Genomic DNA, 24,300 nt, shown 5'->3' on the forward strand with positions numbered 1-24,300 from the left:
TTGCCTTAGTAAACAGCCATCCGGCGGGGGACGCCGACGATCACCACTGATTGGGTGGCGGCTGCTGCTGACCGGGCGGCTGCTGGCCAGGAGGCGGGCCCTGGGGCGGCCATTGCCCGCCGGGCGGCGGGCCCTGCTGGGGGTAGTGGCCGCCGGGAGGAGGCGGAAAGCCATGGCCGGGAGGGAACTGCTGGTGCGGGTGCTGGGGCCGCTGCTTCTTCTGGCTCTTCAGAACGATCACGACTACCAGCGCGACGGCGACCAGGGCCAGCACGAACAGGATGATCAACAGCGCCATCGGACCGATTCTCACTTCGTCGTCGCCTTTCGGTGGCTCTACCGACACCGGGGCCGGGACGTCTCACGTCACCGGCCCCCGGTCGGTCGTCAGTGCACCGAGGAAACCACACCCGCGAGCCGCTGCGCGGCCGACTCGGCCTGTTCGTGACTGGTGGCCTCGACCATCACCCGCACGAGCTGCTCGGTGCCGGACGGGCGCAGCAGCACGCGGCCGGTGTCGCCCAGCTCGGCCTCGACGGCGGCGACGGCCTCGCTGACCGAAGCGGCCTTGGCGACCGCGGCCTTGTCGGAGACCTTCACGTTGATCAGGACCTGCGGCAGGCGGCGCATCACCGCGGCGAGGTCGGCGAGCGACTTGCCGGTCTCGGCCATGCGGGCCATCAGCCGCAGCGCGGTGAGCAGGCCGTCGCCGGTGGTGGCGTGCGCGGGCAGCACGACGTGGCCGGACTGCTCGCCGCCGAGCGAGTACCCGCCGGCCTTGAGGTCCTGCAGCACGTACCGGTCGCCGACGGCGGTGGTGCGCAGCTGGATCTTGGCTTCCCGCATGGCGATGTGCAGGCCGAGGTTGCTCATCACGGTGGCGACGAGCGTGTCCTCGTACAGCTCGCCCGCGTCGCGCATGGCGAGCGCGAGGACCGCGAGGATCTGGTCGCCGTCGACGGGCGTGCCCTGGGCGTCCACGGCGAGGCAGCGGTCGGCGTCACCGTCGTGCGCGATGCCGAGGTCGGCACCATGCTCGCGGACCGCGGCCGCGACGACGTCGATGTGGGTAGAGCCACAGCCGTCGTTGATGTTGAGACCGTCCGGGGTCGCGTTGATCGCGATCACCTCGGCCCCGGCGCGGCGGTAGGCGTCCGGTGCGGCCACCGACGCGGCACCGTTCGCGCAGTCCACCACGACCTTGAGGCCGTCCAGGCGGTGCGGGGTCACCTTCAGCAGGTGCTCGACGTACTGGGTCTCGGCGTCGGGAACGTCACGCACCCGGCCGATGGCGGCACCGATCGGGCGGTCGAAGTCCACGCCCATGTGCTGCTCGATCTCGTCCTCGACCACGTCGGGCAGCTTGTGACCGCCCGCGGCGAAGAGCTTGATCCCGTTGTCCGGCATCGCGTTGTGCGACGCGGAGATCATCACGCCGATGTCGGCACCGAGCGCGGCCACCAGGTACGCGACGGCGGGCGTGGGCAGTGCTCCGACGCGCAGCACGTCCGCGCCGGCCGAGGTGAGGCCCGCGGTGACGGCGGCGTCGAGCATCTCGCTGCTCGCCCGCGGGTCGCGGCCGACGACGGCGACGGGACGGTGCGAGCGGTCGTGCTCGGCGAGCACCCGCGCCGCGGCGGCGGCGACGGACATCGCGAGCTCAGGTGTGAGATCGGCGTTGGCGAGACCACGCACACCGTCGGTGCCGAACAGGCGGGCCATGAAACCTCCGAAGGGGACACTGCGAGGCGGCGGGGAAAGACCCGGAAACCCAAATAGCTCGGAAAACACTGCGGGAGCAGCAGTTCGGAATGAACTGCTGCTCCCGCAGGTACAGCTTGGCTCGGGGTGCGGGGTGTCCCCGCTGTCACGTGGAGGAGCCGAGGTCTGACGAAGCAGACACAGCTCGCCCCGCGACGGAGCCCTATATCAGCGCTTGGAGTACTGAGGCGCCTTGCGGGCCTTCTTGAGACCGTACTTCTTGCGCTCCTTGACCCTCGGGTCACGGGTGAGGAAGCCGGCCTTCTTCAGCACCGGGCGGTCCTCGGAGTCGACGGCGATCAGCGCACGCGCGATGGCGAGACGCAGAGCACCGGCCTGGCCGGTGATGCCGCCGCCACGCAGGTTGGCGATCACGTCGAAGGTCTCGGGCTTCTCCGTGGTGACGAGCGGCTCACGGATGAGCTGCTGGTGCACCTTGTTCGGGAAGTACGCCTCGAGCGTCTTGCCGTTCAGCGTGAACTTGCCGGTGCCGGGCACGAGGCGGACGCGGACGACGGCCTCCTTGCGGCGGCCGACGGTCTGCGCGAGGTGCGCGGCGCCGTTCAGCGAGGGGGCGACGACCACCGGTGCGGAGGCTTCTTCCTCGACGACCTCGGCCTGCTCGGCCTCGGCCTCGGGAGCAGCCTCGACGACCTCGGCCTCGACAACCTCAGCCTCGACGGCCTCGGGGGTCTCGTTCTCAGGGGTGGTCACAGGAACTTCCTCGGTGTACTCGTCGCTCACTGGGCGATCTTCTTGATCTCGAAGGCCTGCGGCTGCTGCGCCGCGTGCGGGTGGTTCGGTCCGCTGTAGACCTTGAGCTTGTTCGCGATCTGGCGGCCGAGGCGGTTCTTCGGCAGCATGCCCTTGATCGCCTTCTCCACCAGGCGGTCCGGACGGGTGTCCAGGACCTCGCCGAAGGACTGCTTGCGCAGACCGCCGGGGAAGCCGGAGTGGCGGTACTGGAACTCCTGGTCCCGCTTCGCGCCGGTCAGGGCGACCTTGTCAGCGTTGATGATGACAACGAAGTCACCGGTGTCAACGTGAGGGGCGTAGGTCGGCTTGTGCTTGCCGCGCAGCAGCGTCGCGGCCTGGGTGGCGAGCCGGCCGAGCACCACGTCCTGGGCGTCGATCACGTGCCAGGTGCGGGTCACCTCACCGGGCTTCGGGCTGTACGTGCGCACGGATCTACCTCGTCGTCACTTGCGTCTGGGGTCACTGCGGCGGTTGCCCCAGACCGATCTTGGACGAACCAAGCGGTGGTTCCGAGACAGGCGCGGCACACATGGGCGCCAGCTACCGCACAACAACGTAAGAAGATACCGGATGGGTGGGGCGGGGACCAAAACGGCCCCTCTGCAAGGCTCCTACCTCCGGACATACGCGAGCCCCGGACCACGTGGTTCCGGGGCTCGCGAGAGGTCTTGCGGACCGCGGCGACTTACCAGCGGTTGACGTTCGACTGCTCGGCGCTCTGGTAGGCCTCGGCGGCGTCGCGAACCGCGATGCCGATGGAGGACAGAACGGCCTGGAGGTCGGCGGCGCTGTTGTCCCAGTCGCGCTGCTTGGCCTCGTAGGCCTCCTTGGCGGAACCTTCGTAGGACGACGTGACCTTCACAACCTCGGACTTGAGGTCGTCCAGCTGCTGCTGAACCTGCTGCGCCGAGCTGCTGATCGAAGAAGCGGCGTTCTGAAGCTCCGCGAAGTGGACCTTGACGCTGTCACCCATTTTGAATCTCCCCTTGAAAGTTTGTGTGGTGTGAAAGAGAAAGAGAAAACGAAACGCTGAACAGAATCAGCCGAGACGGCCCATGATGCCGCTGGAGAGCTGGGCGGCTTCCTCTTCCTGCTTGGCGTAGGTGGCCGAGCTGCTGTCGACCTGCTCGGCGATGGCCTCGAGCGCCTGCGAGAGCTTCTGGGCGTCAGCCTGGAAGCGGTCCATCAGGCTGCCGAAGGCGGTCGCGGCCGCACCGGACCAGGTGCCCTTGACGGTGTCGACGGTGCCCTGGATGTTGCGCAGCGTGCCCTGCGTTTCGCCGTTGACCTGGATGATGCGCTTGGCAAGCGCGGCAAGTTCCTCAGCAGACGCGGTGTAACCAGCCATTGGGAGATTCCCCCTTCAGAGAACTTCAGGTCGCACTTCTTCGTTCGTACGCCTCTTACGACGGAGACCCTGCCACGCCGGTTCCGCCCTGTCGCGACTTCTTTGGAAGTAGTTGCGCTAGTAAACGGTTCCGGGTGAAACCCGGTGTCAGTAGAGGATTCGCGACTGCGAAAAGTCCTCGTCATCGTCACTCACACGGGGAAGCTGACCACTCGGACCGGCGACGGCGGTGGAACCGAGCGTGGCCGTCGGCCGCGTCTCGACCGGCGCGGGCGGCTGCGGAGCAGTCAGTTCAGCCGCGTCCGGCACCTGCTCGACCGGCAGACCGCGGTCGGTGCGGAACCCGGTGGCGGCCTCGCGCACGTCTGCCGAAGTGGCCTGGGCGCCGGGTTCGACCCTGCGCTCACGCGCCTGCCTGGCCAGGTCGCGGGTGCGTTCCCGCAGCTTGGCGTTCTGTTCCCCGATCTCACCCGAGGCGCGACGAGCACGGGTGACGGCGGCACCGACCTCGGCGCGGAACCGGGCGAGGACCTCGGTGGCGGACATGCGGGACTCCCCTGACGTTGCTACTGCGGCTTGATGGCCAGTGAGCTGACGATCCGCTCACAGGCGGTGCGGACGCGGTCCTTGGTGACCGACGTCGCCTGGCAGCCCACGCTCACCTGGACTTTGCCCACGAACTGGATGTACCAGTCGACCTCGGTCGTCTCGACCACTTCGCGATAGTGAACAACAGACTTCCCCGCGAATGTGGTGCTCTCGGTGAAGTCGGCGACGTCATCGCCTTTGTCCTTGCGACCCTGATACGTCTGCCGCAGTTCCGTCAGTGCGCGAACTCGGTCCTGATCGCTGTTGTACGTGAGCGGTTGCTCTTGCACAGCAATGCGCGCGTCCGGCTGTTTGCCATTGGAATTCGCGCGGTCGACCGGTTGCAAAAGCACTTGCCGATCATTGGCGAGCCCGCCCGTCTGCTCCCACCCGTCCGGCCGGGTGAAGCGGTAGTCGTAGACGGCGATCTGATTGGCAGGCGGATTCTGCTGCTCTTGCGTTTTCGTCGGGTTCAGCCAGAAGTAACCACCGACACCCGCGGCAAGCACGACCACCACGCCGATCGTGACGAACAGCGGCGCTTTGCTCTTCTTCTTCGGCGGTGCGGCGGCGGAGAACGCCGTCGGGAACTGCGCGACGGGCGGTGGCGTGATCCGGCGGGTGATCTTGCGGGTGGTGTCGTCCGTCACCCGGAGGTTGTGGGTCACGTCACCCGACCCGCCCGGCGGTGCCTGGAGCGATCCCTGCGGAGCGACCCCGCCCGTCCGTTCCGGGTCGACGCTGACGGCCCGCAGCGCGCCGCGGGCGACGACGGTCTCCGGCTGGTCGATGCTGATCGGCACCACCCGTGTGTGTTCGTGCACCAGCCGCGCGACGAGCGGGATCCGGCTCGACCCGCCGACCAGGAACACGCCGGCCAGCTGCCGGGGAGCGAGGCCGGAGTCGCGGACAGCGGCATCGACGAGCGCGGCCGACCGGCTGAGCGGCGCGGTGATCAACTGCTCCAGGTCGGACCTGGTCACGTGCGCGTCGGGGAACGGCGGCGGCATCGGCACGTCGGTGTAGGCGTGCCGGGACAGCGTCTCCTTGGCGCCCCGGACGTCCTGCCGCAGCACTCGCCGCTTGCGCCGGTCGGCCATCTCCCGCCCCTCGACGAGCTGCCGCCACGCCTCGGGATCCTTGGCCGCGACCAGCCCGCCGACGTGCTCCAGCAACGCCTGGTCGACGTCCGCGCCGCCGAAGCTCGGATCCCCCTTGGTGGACAGCACCCGAAAGCTCTTGCCCGTGCGCATCACCACACTCGCGTCGACCGTGCCGCCGCCGAGGTCGAGCACGGCGAGCGCGGCACCGTCCGGAATGGAGTGGCTCGCGGAGTGGAAGACCGCGGCCGCGACGGGCTCCGGCACCAGCACCAGCTCCCGGCCGAGCCCACGCGCGGCATGAAGCAGAACGCGGGTGCGCACGGTGCCCCAGTCTGCTGGATGGGTCAGCACGAGAAGATCGACCGGCACACCCCCACCGACGCGCCGTGCCTCTCCAACAGCCCGTGCAAGTACCGCGCGGACAACGTCCACAACGGGCAACACAGTGCTGCCCAGCAGCAACTCACCCTCGTCGACGCGGCGCTTCGGGTGCGGCTCGTAGCGGGCAGGGTCGACCGCGGCCTGGCGTTCGGCCTCCTGACCGACGAACAACGTCCCGTCGGCGGCGGCGAACACGGCGGACGGCACCAGCGGCTGGCCGTCGAACACGACGACCTGCGGCTCCCGGCCGTTGACCGAAACGGCGACGCAGGTGCTCGACGTGCCGAAGTCGACCGCGACGTGCAGGCTCATGCACCTTCCCCTCTTTCGCGCACATGCTTACCCGATGCGGCACGGTCGGCGCAGGTCGCCGCGAGAGTTCGGCGGAAGAACACGCGATGTGCGACGTCCACCCCGGTACTGCCGGCCGCTCTGACGTCAGACCAGCCACTCGGGTATCGATCCGCCCGGCCGCAGGCCCTTCCGGCGGGCCAACTTGGCCGCGATCCGTCCTGCGACGGGTACTTCGAGCTCAGGCAGCATCGTCTCCAGCCGATGCCAGATGGCGTCGGCCTCGGCGTGCCGCCCCTGCCCGCGCAGGGCGGTGCCGAGTTGGAGGAGCGCCCACGCCTCGTTGACGGCATCGCCGTACTTCTGCGAGCCGTCGAGTGCGATCTCCAGCTCGGGTTCCGCTTCCTCGAATCGGCGGAGCCCCAGCAACGCGCACCCCTTCGCGTAGTGGTCGACCGCCTGCTGGTGCCCGTCCTCGCGTTCCTTGCTGATGGCAAGCGCTTGCTCGCTCGCGACCAGCGACTCGGCGAACCGTCCCAGCTTGAACAGGTCGACCGCGACGTTGCTCAGTGCGCCGTTCTCCCGATAGCGATCCCCGAGTTCCTGCGCCAGCTCAGCGCCCCGGCGGGAGAACCCCAGCGCCTCCTCGTAGCGACGCGCACCGCCGTGGAGAGCCGACATGTTGATCACTGCCGTGACCTCCACCGTCTTCTCTCCCCGAGCGCGTGCGACACGTATCGCTTCGTCGAGATAGTGCCGCGCGTCGTCCACACGGCCGACGTCGTCGTACACGAAGGCCAGCTTCAGCTGCAGGACTCCCCGTTGTTCGAGCGTCGTGCCCGCGCCGAGCAGCACCTCGATGATCTCGACGAACTCCCTGCTGCGCGTCCTCTGCACCAGTAGGTAGGTGCAGAGATGTCCCGGGATGTACTGAGCGAGATCGCTCCAGCCGCGCGCGAGAGCCGCGTGCATCACGGCGACGAGGTTGTCCCATTCCGCACGACACCAGGCCAGCGCGTCGAACCTGGAGGCGAACTCCTGCGGGGTCACACCGGAGGTGACGGCGTCGGCGACCACCATTTCCTGGACGTTCTTGCGCCGCACCGCGTGTTCGAGCGTGTGGACGTACCACTCGGTGATCCTCAGCGCGGCTGCCTCGTCATCTCCGCACAGCTCGACCGCATAGGCGCGCAACAGGTCGTGCAGGCTGTAGCGGCCGAGCGAGCGCGACTCCACGAGGGCGTCGGCCACCAGCCGTTCCAGCAACCGCCGGGCCTGCGACACCGACACACCCGCCAGCGCGGCCGCGGCGCTCACGTCGAAGTCCTGGCCTGGATGCACGGACAGCAGCCGGAACATGCGTGCGGACTCGTCGTCGAGCGCTCGGTACGACCACGAGAACACGGCACGGACGTCCACGTCGTAGAAGTCGCTCAACGCGTCGAGCCGCTCGTTGCGCAGTTCGGCGACGAACTCGTGCAGCGGAACGTCCGGGAAACGTGCGACACGTTCGGCGAACACCCTCAGTGCCAGCGGCAAGCCCGCGCACCGTTCGACGATCTCGCGGGCGGATTCCGGTTCGGCGTCCAGCCGCTCTTCACCCAGCACCGCGGCGAGCAACGACCGCGCCTCCTCGAACTCCAGCTGCCGCAAGCTGATCGCGGTCGCGTCGTGTTGTGAGACGAGGGCGCGGAGCTGGGTGCGACTGGTGATCACCACTCGCACGCCGGGCGTGCCGGGCAACAGGGGAAGTACCTGACGCAGCGAGGCAGCGTTGTCGAGCAACAGCAACAACCTGCGGTCCACGAGGTTGGTGCGCAGCAACGCGAACCGCGCTTCCGGCGCGGCCGGGATCTCCTCCACGCCCAGCCCCACCAGCAACATCTCGGCCGCGGCGGAGGGATCGACTGGCTGCGCCTCGGGGTCGAACCCGCGCAGGTTCACGTAGAGGTCGCCGTCCGGGAAGTCCTCGCGTGCTTCACGAGCCCAGCGCAACGCCAGCGCGGTCTTACCGACGCCGCCCACGCCGTGCACCACTGTCACCCCGGCCGCCTTGCCGAGCAGTTCGAGTTCCTCGTCCCGGCCCACGAAGTTCCTGACCCCACCAGGAAGCTGACGTGGCACCTGCCGCCGTCTGCCGGGCGACACCTCCGCCCGCAGGATCTGCTGGTGCAACGTTTTGAGCTCAGGGCCGGGATCCACGCCGAGTTCGTCGGCCAGGTTGGCGCGCACGGTCTCGTACGCGCTCAACGCCTCGGCCTGCTGCCCGGACCGGTACAGCGCGAGCATCAGGTGCCGCCAGAACGGTTCCCGCAACGGGTGTTCGGCGACCAGCGACCGCAGCTCGGCCACCAGCTCGCCGGAGAGGCCCTGGTCGAGATCCGCGTCGATGCGCCGCTCCAGCACCGCGAGCCGTTCGTTGACCAGCTGCGGCACGTCCTCGCGGTGCAGCCGCTCGGACGGCACGTTGCCGAGCACCGACCCGCGCCACAACGCCGACGCCGCACCGAAGTCGCCGGACCCCGCCAGCGCGCGGAACCTCAGGAGGTCGAGCTGATCGGGGTCGACCGCCGCCTCGTAACCGCCGGGTCTGGTGCGCACGCAGTCCGCGTCGCCGAGCGCGACCCGCAGCCGCCGCACGACCATCTGCAGGGTCTTGTGCGCGCGATCGGCCGTGGGCGGGTCTCCGTCCCACACGCGGTCGACCAGTTCGTCAACCGGCAGGAACTGGTTCGCGCGCAACAGCAGCGCGGCCAACAACACATGGCACCGGCCGGCCGGGACAGCCACTGGCACGCCGTCGAGAAGCACCTCCAACGGCCCCAGCACGCGATACTCGGCTCGCACAGGTCCCCCCAGGTCACGGGCAGTTTAGACGGTATGTGACCGCAGTGTGAGCAAGGTGTGAGCGGGGCAGGGCAGAGTTCTTCTCAGCGGTGCTGGTGGCAAAGGTTCCTGGGGGGCCACCAGCACCGCTGATCGGTTTCCGGGCGCTGTCACCTGCATGTGACCGAAGTGTGAGCCCCACCGGGCAGAGTGGTGATCAGCCGGACGACGAGAGTGACAACGTGAATTTGGGGGGGTTGTCACGATCGCCGAGGGTCCGTCCGGGCTGCCCCTCCCCAGTGGGTCGGTCCGGAGGGAATCCGGTCATGGGGGAACCGGACAGCTCCTGTTGTCCGGTTCAGGGCCCGCGGCCTCGGCCGCGGGCCCATTTTTCCTGCGACAGCGCGCGTCATCGAAGCGTGATCGATGCGTGAGAGACGTCCGGCAGGATCTTGATCGCTGGGTTTCACCAGGCCGGCTCCCCCCAGTGGGTCGGCCAGGCGGAAACCCGGTCTGGGGGAGGAACCGGGCAGTCCCCTGCTGGTCGGTTCCAGGGGCCCGCGGCTTCGGCCGCGGGCCCTTTTCTTTGCCCGGGAACGGCTCTGTCGCGCAGCGGCAGCGAGTGTCATCGATACGTGAGCGGCGCGTGAGGGGCGTGCGGCAGAGTCTTCCTCAGCCGGTTCGACGGAGGCAGGCAACACCTGGGGGAACCTCCGAAGAAAACCCGGCCGGTGCGGTCGCCTCCCTCTTGGCCGCACCGGACCGGGACCGGCGAATGGGGGGAAGCAGGTAGAACCCCTGCTACCTGAGTGGGCCCGCGGCTTCGGCTGCGGGCCCTTTCAGTTGGCGCACCAGGCCCCGGAAACGACTCGTGGGTGGCCCGCCGAACGGCGAGACCACCCACGAAGACGAAGCACCGGTTGTTATTCCGGCGGGATCCAGGCGAACTGCATGCGCTGCTGGCCGTACTTGCGGGTCACCAGCGTGCCCCGGCCAGGAGGCTGCGGCGACGGCTTGAGGTTGCCGACGATGTTGCCCTCCTCCTTCGAGCCGGAACCGATGAAGATCGGCGCCGCGATCTCCTTCAGCTTGCCGATGATCGGGTCGTACAGCGCGCGGGACGCACCACCCATGCGGCGGACGGCCACGACGTGCAGACCGACGTCCTTGGCCTGCGGGATGAACTCCGCGAGCGGCTGCATCGGGTTCGTGCCACCCTGCGGCGCGACCAGGTCGTAGTCGTCGACGATGACGAACACCTCGGGACCCGTCCACCAGGACCGGTTCTTGAGCTGTTCCTGCGTGACGTCCGGGCCGGGCATGCGCTTCGCGAGCGAGGCGCGCACCTCCTGGACGTTCTGCGTGAACTGGTTCGCGGACACCGCGTAGGTGAGCAGGTGGTCGGTGTCGATGAAGCCGAGCATCGTGCGGCGGTAGTCCGCGAGCAGGATCAACGCCTCGGACGAGGTGTAGCTCTGCATGATGCCGCGGACGATCGTGCGCAGGATGTTCGTCTTGCCGGACTCTCCGTCCGCCAGCGCCACGAAGTGCGGTTCCGCGTCGAAGTCCAGGTAGACGGGCGCGAGCTCGTCCTCGTTGACACCGACCGGGACCAGGTGGCCGCGGTTGGGGTTGATCTGCTGGACGTGCGCCATGAACTGCGCGTGGTCGAGCAGGTCGGGCAGCATCCGGACCTGCGGGGCACGCGGCCCCTGCCACGCCTGGTTGAGCTTGGCGCTGAGGTCCTGGACACCCGCCGTGACCGTGCTCGCGTCCTGCGAGGTGTCGATGCGCGGCAGACCGACGAGATAGTGCAGCTTGCGTCCGGTGGCACCGTCCAGGGTGATACCGCGACCGGGCCGTCCAGGCGGCACGTTGACCGCGACCTTGCGGTCGACCTCGGACTCGCTCGGGTCACCGAGCCGCAACTCGAAGCGCGTGCCGAGGAGGTCCTTCATGGCGGGCCGGATCTCCGCCCAGCGGCTCGCACCGATGATCACGTGCACGCCGAAGGACAGGCCCTGCGCGGCGAGCGCCTGGATCTGCGGCTCGACCATCTCGAACTCCTGGCGGAAGTTCATCCAGCCGTCGACGATCAGGAACGCGTCGCCGAAGGCGTCGTCCTTGATCTCGCCGCGACGCTTCCGGTTGCGGAACTCGGCCAGGTCGATGCGTGCCTCGCGCCAGCGGAGCTCACGTTCGGCGATCAGGGTCTGCAACTCGGCCACCATGCGGCGGACCTTGTCGACGTCGAGACGACCGGCGAAGCCACCGACGTGCGGCATGTCCTCCATCGTGGCGAGCGAGCCACCACCGAGGTCGATGCAGAAGAACTGCACTTCCTGCGGCGTGTGCGTGAGCGACATCGACGCGATGATCGTCCTGAGCATCATCGACTTGCCCGACTGCGGACCACCGACGATCGCACCGTGACCGGCGGCACCGGAGAAGTCCGCCCACAGCAGGTCGCGGCGCTGCTCGAACGGCTTGTCGACCACGCCGACCGGAATCTGCAGCATGCCGTTCGGCCCGTAACCGGGCGAGGTGAGTCCGCGGTCGGGCGTCACGTCGAGCGGGGGCAGGATCGTGTCCATCGTCGGCGGCTCGTTCAACGGCGGCAGCCACACCTCGTGCGCGGGCGGGCCCTGGCCGACGAGGCGGTCGACGATCAGCTCGAGCTGCGTGGGCTCGTTGCCCTCTTCCTTCTTCGGCTCCGCGGCCTTGACCGGCTCGACCGGCCGCTCCGGCTCCTTCGGGATCTCGATGAAGTCCGGCACGAAGAACCGCGGGCGCTTGTCGCTGCGGACCGCCACCGACTCACCGGCGGACTGCATGCCCGCCGGCCGATAGGTGCCCGAGACGTAGAGCGCCTTGAACCTGGTCAGCGGCATGCCCTGCACGCTCAGGTAACCAGAGCCCGGGATCGGCGGCAGCTCGTAGGCGTCCGGCACGCCGATCGCCGCACGCGACTCGGCCGCGTTGAACGTCTTCAGACCGATCCGGTACGAGAGGAACGTGTCCAGACCGCGCAGCTTGCCTTCCTCGAGTCGCTGCGACGCGAGGAGCATGTGCATCTGCAGCGACCGGCCGACGCGACCGATCTGGAGGAAGATGTCGATGAAGTCCGGCTTCGCCGTCAGCATCTCGGAGAACTCGTCGATGCAGATGAAGAGCGCGGGCAGCGGGTCGAGCTGGGCGCCGTTCTCCCGCGCCTTCTCGTAGTCCCAGACGTTCTTGTAGTTGCCCTTCGCCAGCACCTCCTGACGACGGGACACCTCACCCTCGATGGCGTCCTTCATGCGGTCGACCAGGCTGAGGTCGCCGGCCAGGTTGGTGATCGTCGCGGCGACGTGCGGTGCCTTGTCCAGACCGAGGAACGTCGCACCACCCTTGAAGTCGACGAGGATCATGTTGAGCGCCGTCGACGAGTGCGAGGCCAGCAGACCCAGCACCAGGGTGCGGAGGAACTCCGACTTACCGGAACCGGTCGCGCCGATGCACAGGCCGTGCGGGCCCATGCCGTCCTCGGCCGCTTCCTTGATGTCGAGCTCGACCTGCTGGCCGTGCTCGCCGATGCCGAACGGGATCCGGTAGCGGTCACGCTTGGGCCGCGGGCGCCAGGCCTGCTGCACGTCGAACGTGATCGGGTCGCCGGGAATGCCCATGAACTCGAGGAGCGGCGGGTTGTTGCTCATCGCCAACGGGTCCTCGCCGCTGTCGCCACCGGCTTCACCGGCCGCGCCCATGCGGTACGGCGAGAGCCTGCGGGCGAGCGCCTCGGCCTCCACGATGGACAGCCGGTCCGGCGCACCGAACCACTCGACGCCGCTCGCGGAACGGGCACCGAGCTGGTTGTTCTCGACGACCAGGCGCAGACCGCGGCGCGCCGTCAGGTTGCCGAGGCACTCGTTGAGGTCCAGCAGCGTGACGCCGACCAGACCCTCCTCGAGGATGATCATCTCTTCGCGGCTGATGTCGCCGTCGTCGATGAGGATCACGATGTGCGGCTGGTCGGGCGGCGGCGGGGCGTTGCGGGTGAACCGCTGCCGGTCGCGCAGGTTCTCGTCCAGCATCGCCTCGATCTCGGCGAGCGAGTTCGCCATCATGCGGCGCTGGCCGATGCCGTCGATGTCGGTGGGGTGCTGCGCGTGCGGCAGCCACTTCACCCACTCCCACAGCTGCTTCGTGCGGCCCGCGCTGACGACCGCGATCAGCAGGTCGTCCGGGGCGTGGAAGGTGACGAGCTGGGCGAGCAGGGCGCGCGCGAGATCGCGGCGGTCCTCGATGTCACCGAGCAGGCCGACCGCGGCGAAACCGCGCAGTGCGATGGAGATCGGCAGATCGGGCACGAGCGAGTGGGCGCGCACGAACCGGCGCAGCGCCAGCGTCGCGATCGGCTCGAGCTCCTCGACCGGACCGGTCTGCGGCGGCACCAGGCGGGTGGCGAGGCGCTGCGAACCCCGTCCGGCGCGCAGGTGACAGAAGTCGGGGTCGTTCTGGCGGCGTTCCCACATGCGGCGCGTGGTGGCGAGCGACCACAGCATCTGCGGGTCGGGGTGCACCCACTCGCGCTCGGCGCGCTGCTCGTCGGCAGCCTCGCGGGCGCGGTCGCGCATCTGGCCGAGATACCGCAGGTAGTCCTTGCGGTCCTCGTTCATCTCGGCGTTCTTCTGGCCCTTGCCGGAGCCCATACCACCCGCCATCATGCCGATGGTCGAGATCATCATCATGCCCGGCATGATCATCGCCGCGGGCTGCTTGTTCGAGTAGACGAACATCATGCCCATCATGCCCACGGACGCGATGATCATGACGACGGGCATCGCCTTCATCATGATGTTGCCGGGGATGATCCGGGGGACCTCGGGTGGCGGTTCGAGGTGGACCTCACCGCCCGGAGGCCGGGGAGCAGCAAGGCGTGCCGTTCGCTTGAACTGCAGCGTGCTCAACTGACAGGCACCTCTTCGACTCTCGTTACGCCACCAGTAGCAACCGACACTATTGCGCATCTGCGCGCGTCACGAAGGTGGGTCCGGAAAAAACCCAGTCGAACGTGTTCTGCGAACAACACGTGCAGAAGGCGTCGGTGCGGCCATACTAGGGCCGCCCGGCGAGCGTCCGAGTGGACCAATAGGGTCGGGCCGTTGATTTGCAAGCGCTGTTCTGACTGATTTGACCTTAGGGGGCCCTGGTGGCGACCGGTACGACGGTGTTCAGCCGTGTCACGGTGGTGGCACCTCGAACGCGTATCGACGTCGCGCTGCCTGCCGACGTGGCGGTGGCCGATCTCCTGCCGATGCTGCTGGACATGGCCAGAGAAGCCACTCCGGACGGCGGCGTCCGGCACGGCGGCTGGTGCCTCGCGAAGCTCGGCGACAGTCCGCTCGACCCCGCGCGCACGCTGGCCTCGCTCGGCGTCGTCGACGGCGAGCTGCTGCAGTTGCGGCGCCGCAACGAGAATCCGCCGCCGCCGCTGTACGACGACGTCGTCGACGCGATCGCGGAGTCCGATCCGGACTCGTTCCGGCCGTGGACCAAGGAGACCGCGCAGCGGTTCGGTCACCTCGCCGGCGCGCTCGCGCTGATCGCCTCCGCGGTGGCGCTGTTCCTGTCCGGCCCGGTGACGCAGGGCGGTTCCGGCAGCGGGCTCGCCGCCGCGATCGCCGGTGGTGTCGCCGCGATCGCCGCACTGGCCGCGGGCGCGACCATCTCGCGGGCGTACGAAGCGGCGTCGACCGGTGTGCTGATCGCCGCGTGCGGTTCGCTGCCGATGGCGTTCGTCGCGGGCTTCCACGCGGTGCCCGGCGTCGGGTTCAACCCGAAGATGCTGCTCGCCTCCGCGCTGATGATGATCTTCGCGTGGGGCGGCATCCTGCTGATCGGGCAGGGCATCACGGTGTTCATCGCCGCGGCGACCGGCGGCACGCTGGTGGCGCTCGCGTTCCTCGTCGCGACGTTCGTCGACCACCCGCTGGCCGGTGTGGCCGCCGCGACCGGCGCGGTCGCGCTCGCCGCGCTGTCCATGCTGCCCAGGCTCACGCTGCAGCTGGCCAAGATCCCGCCGCCCGTCGTGCCGACGAACGCCGAGGACCTCAAGGAGGACAGCGGCTTCCCGGAGTACGCGGTGATCGAGCGCCGCACCGCCGTGGCCCACCAGTACCTCACCGGCATGATCATCGGCACTGGCGCCATTGCGGCGCTGGCCGCCATCGTCGCGGCGGGCTCCGGCACGGTCTGGGGCCCGATCTACGGCGTCGTCGTCGCGATCGTGCTGATGATGCGCGGCCGTGCGTACGCGAACGGCGCGCAGGCCGTGGCGCTGCTGTCCACCGGCATGTTCGCCAGCGCCGGCATCCTGCTGGGCTGGCTGATCACGGCGAACTCGTTCAGCCGCATCGCGTTCGTGTTCGGCACGCTGCTGATCCTCGGCGCCGGCGCACTCGTGCTCGGGGTGATCTTCCCCAACCAGAAGTTCTCGCCGCCGCTGCGCCGCACCGTCGACATCGTCGAGGCGATCCTCATCGCCGCGGTGGTGCCGCTGGCGCTGGCCGTGATGGACCTGTACTCCGTGTTCCGGGGCCTGATCTCGCTATGAGGCCCGGAATCAGGCGCACCACGGCGGCCGCGACCGCCGGACTGCTGCTGCTGACGGGGGCGCTTCCGCAGGCCTCCGCTCAGCCGTCGTCCACCCCGGCGACGGCGCGGCCGAACTCGGTCCCGCCGGACCTGCCGCCCGGCACCCAGCCTCCGACGGACCAGGCCAAGCCGGACGTCAAGTACGAGCGCACCAGCAAGGAATGCGTCGCGTCCGACACCAAGAACGAGCTGATCGAGGCGAAGCCCTGGGGTCAGGTCAACCTGAACCTCGACCAGGCGCACAAGTTCGCGACCGGCAAGGGAATCAGGATCGCGATCATCGACACCGGTGTCGATCCGCGCAACCCCCGCTTCGGCGGCCGGGTGAAGCCCGGTGGCGAGTACGTCGACAACAGCAAGAACGCGAACGGCACGGACGACTGCGACGGTCACGGCACCGAGGTGGCCGGCGTCGCCGCGGCGGCCAGGACCGAGGGCGACTTCGTCGGCGCCGCACCGGCAGCGGAGATCCTCGCGATCCGGCAGACCAGCGACCGCTACGAGTTCAAGGGCGACGCGGCCAACCCGGACAAGCGCACCTCCGCCGGCAAGGTGGGCACGCTGGCCCAGGCGATCGTCCGCGCGGCGGACCAGAACGCCAAGGTCATCAACATCTCGCTGACGAACTGCGGCACTCCCAAGGGGTTCAGCTCGGACGACAAGGCTCTGCAGGCCGCGATCCGGTACGCGGTGGACGTCAAGGACGTGGTGATCGTCACGGCCGCCGGCAACCTCAGCACGCAGGGCGCCGGATGCACCAAGCAGAACGACAACCTGGACCCGAACAACGTCAACGTGGTCTCGTCGCCGGCGTGGTTCGCCGACGACGTGCTGTCCGTGGGCTCCATCGCCCGCTCGGGCGAGGTCTCCACGTTCAGCGTCTGGGGCCCGTGGGTGAGCATCGCCGCACCGGGTGAGGAGATCATCTCCGTCGACCCCAAGGGCACCGGCCTGACGAACGCCAACGTCACCGCGCAGGAGACGACGGACATCAAGGGCACGAGCTTCGCCTCACCGTACGTCGCCGGCATCACGGCGCTGGTGCGCGAGCGGTTCCCGGACCTCAAGGCGCGCCAGGTGATGGACCGCCTCAAGGCCACGGCCCTGCACCCCGGCAACATCTCGGGCAGGGACAACAAGGTCGGCTTCGGCATGGTGAACCCGGTGGCCGCGCTGACCGCGGTGCTGCCGGCCGAGGCGGCCGGCTACCAGAAGCCGCAGCCGAAGGAGATGAACACGGCCGTCACCCCGCCGCAGGGGCTCGACTGGCCGCCGATCATCGTGGCGCTGAGCGGAATCGGGGTCGGTGGCGCGCTGCTGATGCTGACGCTGTTCGTGCGCAACTCGCTCAGCCGGAAGCGGACCCGTCAGGTCTAGCCTTCTTGTCACACAACGGAAACGGCCCCGCTGGAATTCACCAGCGGGGCCGTTTCCGTTTGTTCCGAAGCTGTTTCGAAGGCTGTTTCGAAACGTTCAGTCGTCGTCGCCGATCGTCTTCGGCGCGGCCTTCTTCGGTTTGCCGAGCAGGTCGTCGATCGAGCCGGTGAGCCGTTGCTTCGGCTTGTGCTCCTTGTCGCCGCCCTGCTGACCGCCACCGTGGCCCATGCCACCCATCATGCCGCCGCCCATCATGGCGCCGCCGGGAGCGGCGCCAGAACGCCCGCTGGCGGCTGCGGCGGCCTGACCGGCCCCAGCACCCTTGTCCGGGGGCGGCGCTTGCTCAGCGACGCCCGTGGAGCCCCCGAACTGCATCTGCTGCGGCGCGGCGGCAGCCGGAGCGCCGACCGAACCGACGCCACCACCGACCCCACCACCGACACCGCCGCCCGTGCCACCACCGTGCGCGGCGGTGCCCGCCGCAGCCGTGACGGAGGCCTTGGCCGGTTCGGGCGCCTTGGTCTCCGGCTTGGCGGGGGCCGTGTACGTCCAGTCCTTCTCGGGGTACTTGTGCTCCATCCGCACGGCGTCGAAGCCCTCGGCCTCACCGGACACCCCGTCGCAGAGCTTGAGGAACGCCTCCAGCACCTGCCGCGCGGACTCGTGCAGTTCACGGACCGGCGCCTTGAGGTCCTCGATGTGTTTGATCGCACGCTGGTCGCCCTCCAGGGGCAACGCCGCGGTGCCGGACACCGAGTCGGCGGCGTCGGCGAGCACGTGCGCCATGTCCTGCACGATGTCGCGAACGCCGTCCGCGGTCTCCTCCAGCGCGTCCGCCATCGCGGTCATCGCGTCGGACATGTCACCGCCGGCGAGCCCCACCTTGCGCATGTGGTCGAGGAACGCGTCGGCGTCCTTGCCCTGCCACCGCGCGTCGACGCCGCCCAGCGGTGCCGCCACGTGCTTGTTGACCGCCTCGGTCACCTTCGCGGCCTTGCGCCAGCGTTCGGATTCCTCGCGCAGGTCGTTCCAGTCACCCACCAGCGGGTCGAAGAAGTCGTGCACGAGGTCCACGACACCGAGCTTGCGACTCACCTGCGAGAGGTAGTCGAGCTCGGGACCGACCTCGGCCGCGATCTGCTTGCCGTCCTTGGCCACCACAGGTCCCCCTACCGCCGGTCAGCCTTCTTGATCAGCTGCAACGCGTCCTCGTCGCCGCGTCCGTGCTCCTTCGCCACGGCATGCAGCCCCTTGGCGGCGGCGTCGAGCGTGTCGCAGGCGCGGGCGAGCTGCGAGTTCAGCAGCTCGGCCGCGCGTGCGTAGGCCTGGGCGGTGCCGACCGTTCTGCCGATCTCGCCGAACGACTGCGGGCGCAGCGGGGACGCCTTCATGGCGTCCCGCACCCGCCTCAGATCGTCCGTCGTGCCGTCGATCCGGTCGGCGTACTGCTCCAACCACTGCGGATCAACGGATATGCGACCGGCCACGACTGTCCCCTAACGACACTTCCGGGTGCTTCATGTGCCTGCATTCGACGGTGATGCACCCGGTCTGGTTCCGCTACTTCTGCGCTGCCTGCTGCGGATCCTTGATCTTGCCGTTCGGTGCCGGGATCGAGTCGTAGCTGCGGTTCGCCTCGTTCTTGTTGAGCTGCGGCCCCATCGGCAACAGGCTCAGGATCTGGTTCGGTGCCGGCGGGAAGTTCCCCTGCAGGCCCAGCGCCGCCGCGGTGCCGGCGTCCGGGACGCCGTAGCGGACGCCACGGCCGGTGACGATCTGCACCGGACCCGTGCCGAAGTCGTTGACGCCCTGGCTGGCCCGCACGACCGCCTGCTTGCCGGGCAGCATCATGAACTCGTCGATGATCTCGCCACCCGCACCCGGCGCGTTCAGCTCGACCGCGGACATCTCCGCCGGTCCAGGGATCTTGGAGCCGATCGTCACGGAGACGTGCTCGGACCTGTTGTCCGCGGTGTAGTTCTCGGCCTTCCAGCCCAGGCACAGCACCGTGTTGTTGGCGTTCGCCTCGAGCGCGGTCGGGATCTTCGTCGGGTAGGAGGTGAGGTCGAGCGGGTTCGCCGGGTCCTTGTGGTCCGCGATCGCGGACGGCGAGACCGGAATCGACTTCTGGTTGTTCGAGTACGCGTAGCGCAGCAGGTCGCCGACGGTCTCGTCGACGGTCTGGAAGCCGTCCTCCAGCGCCACCATGTACTCCAGCGTGCCGGTCCGTTCGACCGAGACGACGTCACCGATCTTGACCCTCGTCTCGGTGACGTAGGTCGCCTGCTGGCCCTGGTTGGGGATGACCGGCGCCCTCAGCTCCGAGACCTCGGGGATGGCGCTGAGCAGCGCGGAGCTGATCGCGCGCGGCTGCTTGCCCTTCAACTTCAGGGCGTTCATCACCTTGTCGTTCTTCAGGTCCACCTCGGCGCGGACCGTCGACGACGAGATGTCCTTGAGCTGCTGGGGCCTCTTGTAGATCAGGAAGGCCTTCTTCGCGCCGGTGCGCTCCTGCACCAGCACCGCCTCGTCGCCGAGCTCCGGGTTGCCACCGCTCACACCGGCGATCACGGAGGTCTTGATCAGGTTCTCCGCCGCCTGGTTCTCGCGGAACCGGTCCAGCCGGAGGGTGTCGCACACCGACCACTGGGCGTCGATCCGGATCTTCTCCTCGGGCAGCACGTCCGGCGCGTCCGGCAGACCGGTGAGCCTGCCGCGCGGCAGGCTCGCCAGCGCCGCCTCGCTCACCAGCTTCGGGCTGCCGCCGGCCGCCTCCTGCTTCGCGCCCGTCGTACCGCCCGGTGCGTCGCCGCCACCGGCCTGCTGGTCCGGGTTGTTGCGCGAGTACCAGAGCAGCCGGGCCGACGCGAGGTTCGTCATCGGGATCAACCGCCGCGGCGAGTTGTCGACGACGTAGACCTGGCCGGTCTCCTTGCTGATGGCGATCTGCGTCTCGTTGTCCAGCTTCGGTGCCGGGCTGAAAAGGCCGTACACCAGGAAGCCGAGCAGACCGACGACGCCAAGCACCACGCCGACCGTTGTCGCGCGCGAGTGATTGCGCATGGGGTCATGCAGCATCACTGCGTCTCTGCGGACCAGAGCGGACTGCATCCGCCGCAGGACGAATTGGTAGGCCTGGACCTGTGACTTGGTGGTGGGTGTTGATGCCATTCTCGGCTCGCTGCTCTCCCAGTCGCGGTACGGTTCGGCAGGATAGCCGGACGCAGGTTGCTCCGTGGGCCGGTTCGCCAAGCCCACCGACCATCGAGGGGAAAGAGACCACAACGGATGTCCGTGACCACTCCACATCCGCCCCGGCCGAACCCAGGGATGGCACGGCCGCAGGGACCTGGGGTTCCTGGCCAGCAGGCACCTGTGCCTCCTCGTCCTGTCGGGCGTGTCCGGCGCAGAGGTGCCGGAGTCAGCCTCGGCTCTTTGCCCGTCTCGAACGTAGTCACGATCGAGATCGGTCTCGCCATCGCACTCCTCGTGCTGACGCTCATGGGCGTGAAGAAGGGCGACGCGCTGAACGTCGTCTCCGTCTCGATCGCCGGCGCTGTGCTTCTCGTCGCACTGATCCTGGCGTTCACCCGATCGCGTGGTCGTTGGCTGACCCAGTGGATCGGTGTCCGGCTGCGCTACAACTTCCGGTCGCACAGCCGCACCGCGAACCGCGCGGCGGCGCAGGAGTCCAAGCCCGGTGACGACGAGATGCAGGTGCTCGGCCCGGAGGACCCGCGCGTCGCGTTGCTGCGCCTGGCGATCCCGGACCTGGTGATCGCGAAGGGCGTGGACCACGAACGCCGCCCGCTCGCGCTGTCGTGGCACGACGGCGTGTGGACGGCGGTGCTGCTGGTCGACCCGACCCCGCCGCTGATCTCCGAGGTCGGCTCGGCGCGGTCGCTGCCGCTCGGCGCGCTGGCGCCGTGCCTGGAGGACCGCGGTGTCGTCCTGGACGCGATCACCGTGATCTGGCACTGCTACCCCGGCAGCGCGGCACTTCCGCCGAACTCGCCCGCGGTCAGCTCGTACATGGAGGTGCTCGGCCCGCTGCCCGCGGCGGCCCGGCGCACCACGTGGATCACGGTCCGGCTCGACCCGCGCCGGTGTGGCGAGGCGATCCGGGAGCGCGGCGGCGGCGTCGTCGGTGCGCACCGTGCGTTGATCGGCGCGTTGTCCCGTGTCCGCAACGCTCTGGAGTCCGCCGGCGTCACCATCCGCCCGCTCGACTCGGACGAACTGCTGCGCGCGGCGATCTCGTCGGCCGAGCTGACCGCCGCCGTCGGCAACACGAACCCCGTGTCGCTGCGGGAGAAGTGGTCGGGCGTCACGGCGGGTGGCGTTGGTCACGCGAGCTACGCGATCACCGGCTGGCCGTCGAAGGGCCTCAAGGGCAACCTGAACTCGCTGACCGGTGTGCGCGCTCTCTCGTCGACGCTCGCGATGTCCATCTCACCGTCCCGTGAGGACGGTCAGGTGTCGCTGCGCGGCCTGGTGCGGGTGAGCGCCCGCACGCCGAGCGAGCTGGACCGCGCGGAGGACCAGTTGTCGAAGCTGAGTGACAAACTCGACATCACGCTGACCCCGTTGCGGGGCATGCAGCTCGCCGGCCTGGCCGCGACGCTGCCGCTGGGAGGTGTGGCATGAGCTCGTCCCGACTGCTCGACTCGCGCGGCCGTGGCGCGGTGGCACCGGAGTTCCTGGTGTCGCCGAACATGCTCGACGTGGTCAGCCCGAGCGGCGACCGCGGCGGCATGATGCTCGGCCAGGGCACCAAGGGCGAACCGCTCGCGGTGTCCGTGCTGCGCCCCACGCCGACCCGCATGGTGGTCGTCGGCGGCCTGTACCTGGCCCGCCAGATCGCGTTGCGGGCCATGGCGACCGGCGCGTGGATCATCATCGCCACCGGCCGTCCCCAGGCCTGGCAGCCGGTCGTGCGCGCCGCGGGCCAGGGCCCGGACGGCCGCCCGTCTCAGCTGGTGCAGCTGCGCCGGCTGTCCCCGGCGGACCTCCCGCGCCCGACCGAGGACATGCCGTTGCTGGTGATCCACGACGGCGGCCACGTCCCGCAGGAGCTGTTCCCGCCGCGGGCACCGTGGCAGACCACGATGTACGTGCTGCCGTACCTGCACCCGCAGGCCTCGTCGACGGCGAACAACGCGGACCTCGTGCTGCTGCAGCGCCTCCCGATGGGCCAGGCCCAGCTCGCCGGTCAGATGTGGCGCCTGCGCCCGCAGATGTTCCAGCAGCTGACCCAGCTCAAGGACGACCAGGTCATCGCGATGGGCCAGGACATGTGGGCGCACCTGCGCCTGTACACGACCCCCGCGGAGCAGCAGATCCTGGGAGCCGTCCGCCGCGGCGATTGAGACGCTCGACGAAATAGGCGAAACTTGCGCCCCGAACGGTTCATCGTTCGGGGCGCAATTGTTCTGTAAATAGATCAGCTGCACCAATTAATTCACAAAGTCCGCCAAATCTGTTGATTCGCCATTCGAAGGTTGTTTCGTGGACCTTCTTGTGCGAAATCCGTCTGCGCCACTAAGAAAACTCTCACCTGCACGACCCTGCGACGAGGGAGCACGCTGCTATGGGTGAATCGTGGCTCAGACGAGCGGCTGGAATCGGACTGGTGGCGGGCACCACGCTCGCGCTGACGTCCGTCTCCGCCACCGCTGCGCCCGAGGGGGAGATTCGGAACCTCGGTGCGTCCAACGCGGTCAAGGACAACTACATCGTCGTGCTGAAGGACGTGAGCACGGCCAGCGCGGAGAACGTCAGCGCCAAGTACGGCGCTAAGGTGAAACACTCCTACAAGTCCGCTTTGCGCGGTTTCTCAGCGCAAATGTCCGAGACCCAGGCCAAGCGTCTGGCCGCCGACCCGGCCGTCGCCTACGTCGAGCAGGACGGCGAAGTCCGCCTTTCCGACACCCAGACCCCGACCCCGTCCTGGGGCATCGACCGCATCGACCAGCGCGCGCTCCCCCTGGACAACAGCTACACCTACCCGAACCGCGGCGCAGGCGTCACCGCCTACATCATCGACACCGGCATCCGCCTGACTCACGCCGACTTCGGCGGCCGCGCCGTCTCCGGCCGCGACACCGTCGACAACGACAACGATGCCACCGACTGCAACGGCCACGGAACCCACGTCGCGGGCACCGTGGGCGGCACCAAGTACGGCGTGGCCAAGGACGTGAAACTGGTAGCCGTCCGAGTCCTCAACTGCAGCGGCTCCGGCACCTTCGCAGGCGTGATCGCCGGCATCGACTGGGTAACCGAACAGGTCAACGCCAGCCCAGCCAACAAGCCCGCGGTGGCCAACATGTCCCTGGGCGGCGGCGCCAACGACACCGTCGACGCAGCCGTGAAGCGCTCCATCGCCGCAGGCGTCACCTACGGCCTGGCCGCAGGCAACGACAACGGCGGCAACGCCTGCAACACCTCGCCGGCCCGCACCCCGGAAGCCATCACCGTAGGCTCCACCGACCGAACCGACGCCCGCTCGTCCTTCTCGAACCTGGGCACCTGCCTCGACATCTTCGCCCCAGGCCGCGACATCACGAGCGCCTGGCTGACCGACGACAACGCCACCAACACCATCAGCGGCACCTCAATGGCCACGCCCCACGTAGTAGGCGCGGCAGCGGTGTACCTGGGCTCGTCCCCCACGGCCACCCCACAACAGGTCCGCGACGCCCTGGTGGAAAACGCCACCAGCGACCTGGTCACCAACCCAGGCGCAGGCTCCCCGAACAAACTCCTGCACATCACCGGCACGGCCCCCGGCTTCCCGCCCGGCCAGTGCCCAGCCGCCACCAACGACACCGACACGCCCATCCCGGACGCCTCGGTAGTCACCAGCTCCATCACCATCGCCGACTGCAACGGCAAGGCAAGCGCCACCGCCTCCGTGAAGGTAGCCATCAAGCACACCTACCGAGGCGACCTGGAACTGGCCCTGATCGCCCCTTCAGGCGCCGTGAAGCTCCTGAAGGTCTCCAGCGGCAACGACAGCGCAGACGACATCAACGCCACCTTCGCCGTAAACGTCGCCACTGAAAACGCCAACGGCACCTGGCAACTGCGAGTCCGCGACCTGTACCGCCAGGACACGGGCCACATCGACTCGTGGACCCTGGACATCTAGAACCACAACACGAATCTCCACCCCACGGAGCCCCCGGTCCCCCCGCCGGGGCAGGGCACCGGCAAAGTCCCGTCAGGCCA

The 24,300-nt window shown here is 68.8% G+C and carries 18 protein-coding genes; 5 read left to right on the forward strand and 13 right to left on the reverse strand.

All coding sequences use genetic code 11. The features are described 5' to 3' along the window. Positions 1–40: 40 nt before the first annotated feature. From B0F77_RS17200 to eccCa, 10 genes are all read right to left on the reverse strand, one after another. Positions 41–313 (reverse strand): hypothetical protein, encoded by a 273-nt coding sequence (locus B0F77_RS17200; protein WP_211293840.1) that lies wholly within the window; start codon positions 311–313, stop codon positions 41–43. A 74-nt stretch (positions 314–387) separates the two neighbouring features. Next, on the reverse strand, positions 388–1,722 hold the full coding sequence (glmM, locus tag B0F77_RS17205) for a phosphoglucosamine mutase (protein WP_086663912.1): 1,335 nt from the start codon (positions 1,720–1,722) through the stop codon (positions 388–390). A 207-nt stretch (positions 1,723–1,929) separates the two neighbouring features. Beyond that, positions 1,930–2,475, reverse strand: coding sequence for a 30S ribosomal protein S9 (rpsI, locus tag B0F77_RS17210; protein WP_086663938.1), 546 nt, complete (start codon positions 2,473–2,475; stop codon positions 1,930–1,932). A gap of 26 nt (positions 2,476–2,501) precedes the next feature. Beyond that, a complete protein-coding gene (gene rplM / locus B0F77_RS17215) occupies positions 2,502–2,945 on the reverse strand; it encodes a 50S ribosomal protein L13 (protein WP_086663913.1) in 444 nt (147 codons plus the stop codon). Positions 2,946–3,202: 257 nt separating this feature from the next. Then, on the reverse strand, positions 3,203–3,490 hold the full coding sequence (locus B0F77_RS17220; protein ID WP_086663914.1) for a WXG100 family type VII secretion target: 288 nt from the start codon (positions 3,488–3,490) through the stop codon (positions 3,203–3,205). A 66-nt stretch (positions 3,491–3,556) separates the two neighbouring features. Next, a complete protein-coding gene (locus B0F77_RS17225; RefSeq protein ID WP_086663915.1) occupies positions 3,557–3,865 on the reverse strand; it encodes a WXG100 family type VII secretion target in 309 nt (102 codons plus the stop codon). A 147-nt stretch (positions 3,866–4,012) separates the two neighbouring features. Next, positions 4,013–4,411 carry a hypothetical protein gene (locus B0F77_RS17230; RefSeq protein WP_086663916.1) on the reverse strand — a complete coding sequence of 133 codons (399 nt, stop codon included), beginning with the start codon at positions 4,409–4,411 and terminating at the stop codon, positions 4,013–4,015. Positions 4,412–4,431: 20 nt separating this feature from the next. Beyond that, positions 4,432–6,249 carry a type VII secretion-associated protein gene (locus tag B0F77_RS17235; RefSeq protein WP_086663917.1) on the reverse strand — a complete coding sequence of 606 codons (1,818 nt, stop codon included), beginning with the start codon at positions 6,247–6,249 and terminating at the stop codon, positions 4,432–4,434. Positions 6,250–6,375: 126 nt separating this feature from the next. Further along, entirely contained in the window at positions 6,376–9,075 is a 2,700-nt protein-coding gene (locus B0F77_RS17240) for an AfsR/SARP family transcriptional regulator (protein WP_086663918.1), read from the reverse strand. A gap of 902 nt (positions 9,076–9,977) precedes the next feature. Next, positions 9,978–14,003, reverse strand: coding sequence for a type VII secretion protein EccCa (gene eccCa / locus B0F77_RS17245; RefSeq protein ID WP_086663919.1), 4,026 nt, complete (start codon positions 14,001–14,003; stop codon positions 9,978–9,980). A 242-nt stretch (positions 14,004–14,245) separates the two neighbouring features. Between eccCa and eccD the strand changes: the two genes are divergently transcribed. Next, entirely contained in the window at positions 14,246–15,649 is a 1,404-nt protein-coding gene (eccD, locus tag B0F77_RS17250; protein WP_086663920.1) for a type VII secretion integral membrane protein EccD, read from the forward strand. Continuing rightward, positions 15,646–17,067, forward strand: coding sequence for a type VII secretion-associated serine protease mycosin (gene mycP / locus B0F77_RS17255; RefSeq protein WP_086663921.1), 1,422 nt, complete (start codon positions 15,646–15,648; stop codon positions 17,065–17,067). The genes eccD and mycP overlap by 4 nt, the downstream gene beginning before the upstream one ends. Positions 17,068–17,163: 96 nt before the next feature. Here the strand turns inward: mycP and B0F77_RS17260 are convergent, their stop codons facing one another. The 3 genes from B0F77_RS17260 to eccB form a co-directional block, all read right to left on the reverse strand. Then, the gene (locus B0F77_RS17260; RefSeq protein ID WP_086663922.1) at positions 17,164–18,228 is read right to left on the reverse strand and encodes a WXG100 family type VII secretion target; all 1,065 of its coding nucleotides are present in this window, start codon (positions 18,226–18,228) and stop codon (positions 17,164–17,166) included. 8 nt (positions 18,229–18,236) lie between these two features. Beyond that, positions 18,237–18,554: a type VII secretion target gene (locus tag B0F77_RS17265; RefSeq protein ID WP_086663923.1), complete on the reverse strand. Its 318-nt coding sequence runs from the start codon at positions 18,552–18,554 to the stop codon at positions 18,237–18,239. Positions 18,555–18,627: 73 nt separating this feature from the next. Continuing rightward, on the reverse strand, positions 18,628–20,238 hold the full coding sequence (eccB, locus tag B0F77_RS17270) for a type VII secretion protein EccB (RefSeq protein ID WP_086663939.1): 1,611 nt from the start codon (positions 20,236–20,238) through the stop codon (positions 18,628–18,630). Positions 20,239–20,502: 264 nt separating this feature from the next. On the opposite strand from eccB, the gene eccE reads away from it, so the two are divergent. The 3 genes from eccE (at position 20,503) to B0F77_RS17285 (ending at position 24,220) form a co-directional block, all read left to right on the forward strand. Then, positions 20,503–21,714, forward strand: coding sequence for a type VII secretion protein EccE (gene eccE, locus B0F77_RS17275; protein WP_245848331.1), 1,212 nt, complete (start codon positions 20,503–20,505; stop codon positions 21,712–21,714). Further along, on the forward strand, positions 21,711–22,436 hold the full coding sequence (locus B0F77_RS17280; protein ID WP_086663925.1) for a hypothetical protein: 726 nt from the start codon (positions 21,711–21,713) through the stop codon (positions 22,434–22,436). Before eccE ends, B0F77_RS17280 begins: the two co-directional genes overlap by 4 nt. A gap of 221 nt (positions 22,437–22,657) precedes the next feature. After that, on the forward strand, positions 22,658–24,220 hold the full coding sequence (locus B0F77_RS17285; protein WP_086663926.1) for a S8 family peptidase: 1,563 nt from the start codon (positions 22,658–22,660) through the stop codon (positions 24,218–24,220). Positions 24,221–24,300: the final 80 nt, after the last annotated feature.

This window comes from Lentzea kentuckyensis (genome assembly GCF_002150765.1).
In the GTDB taxonomy this organism is placed as follows: domain Bacteria; phylum Actinomycetota; class Actinomycetes; order Mycobacteriales; family Pseudonocardiaceae; genus Lentzea; species Lentzea kentuckyensis.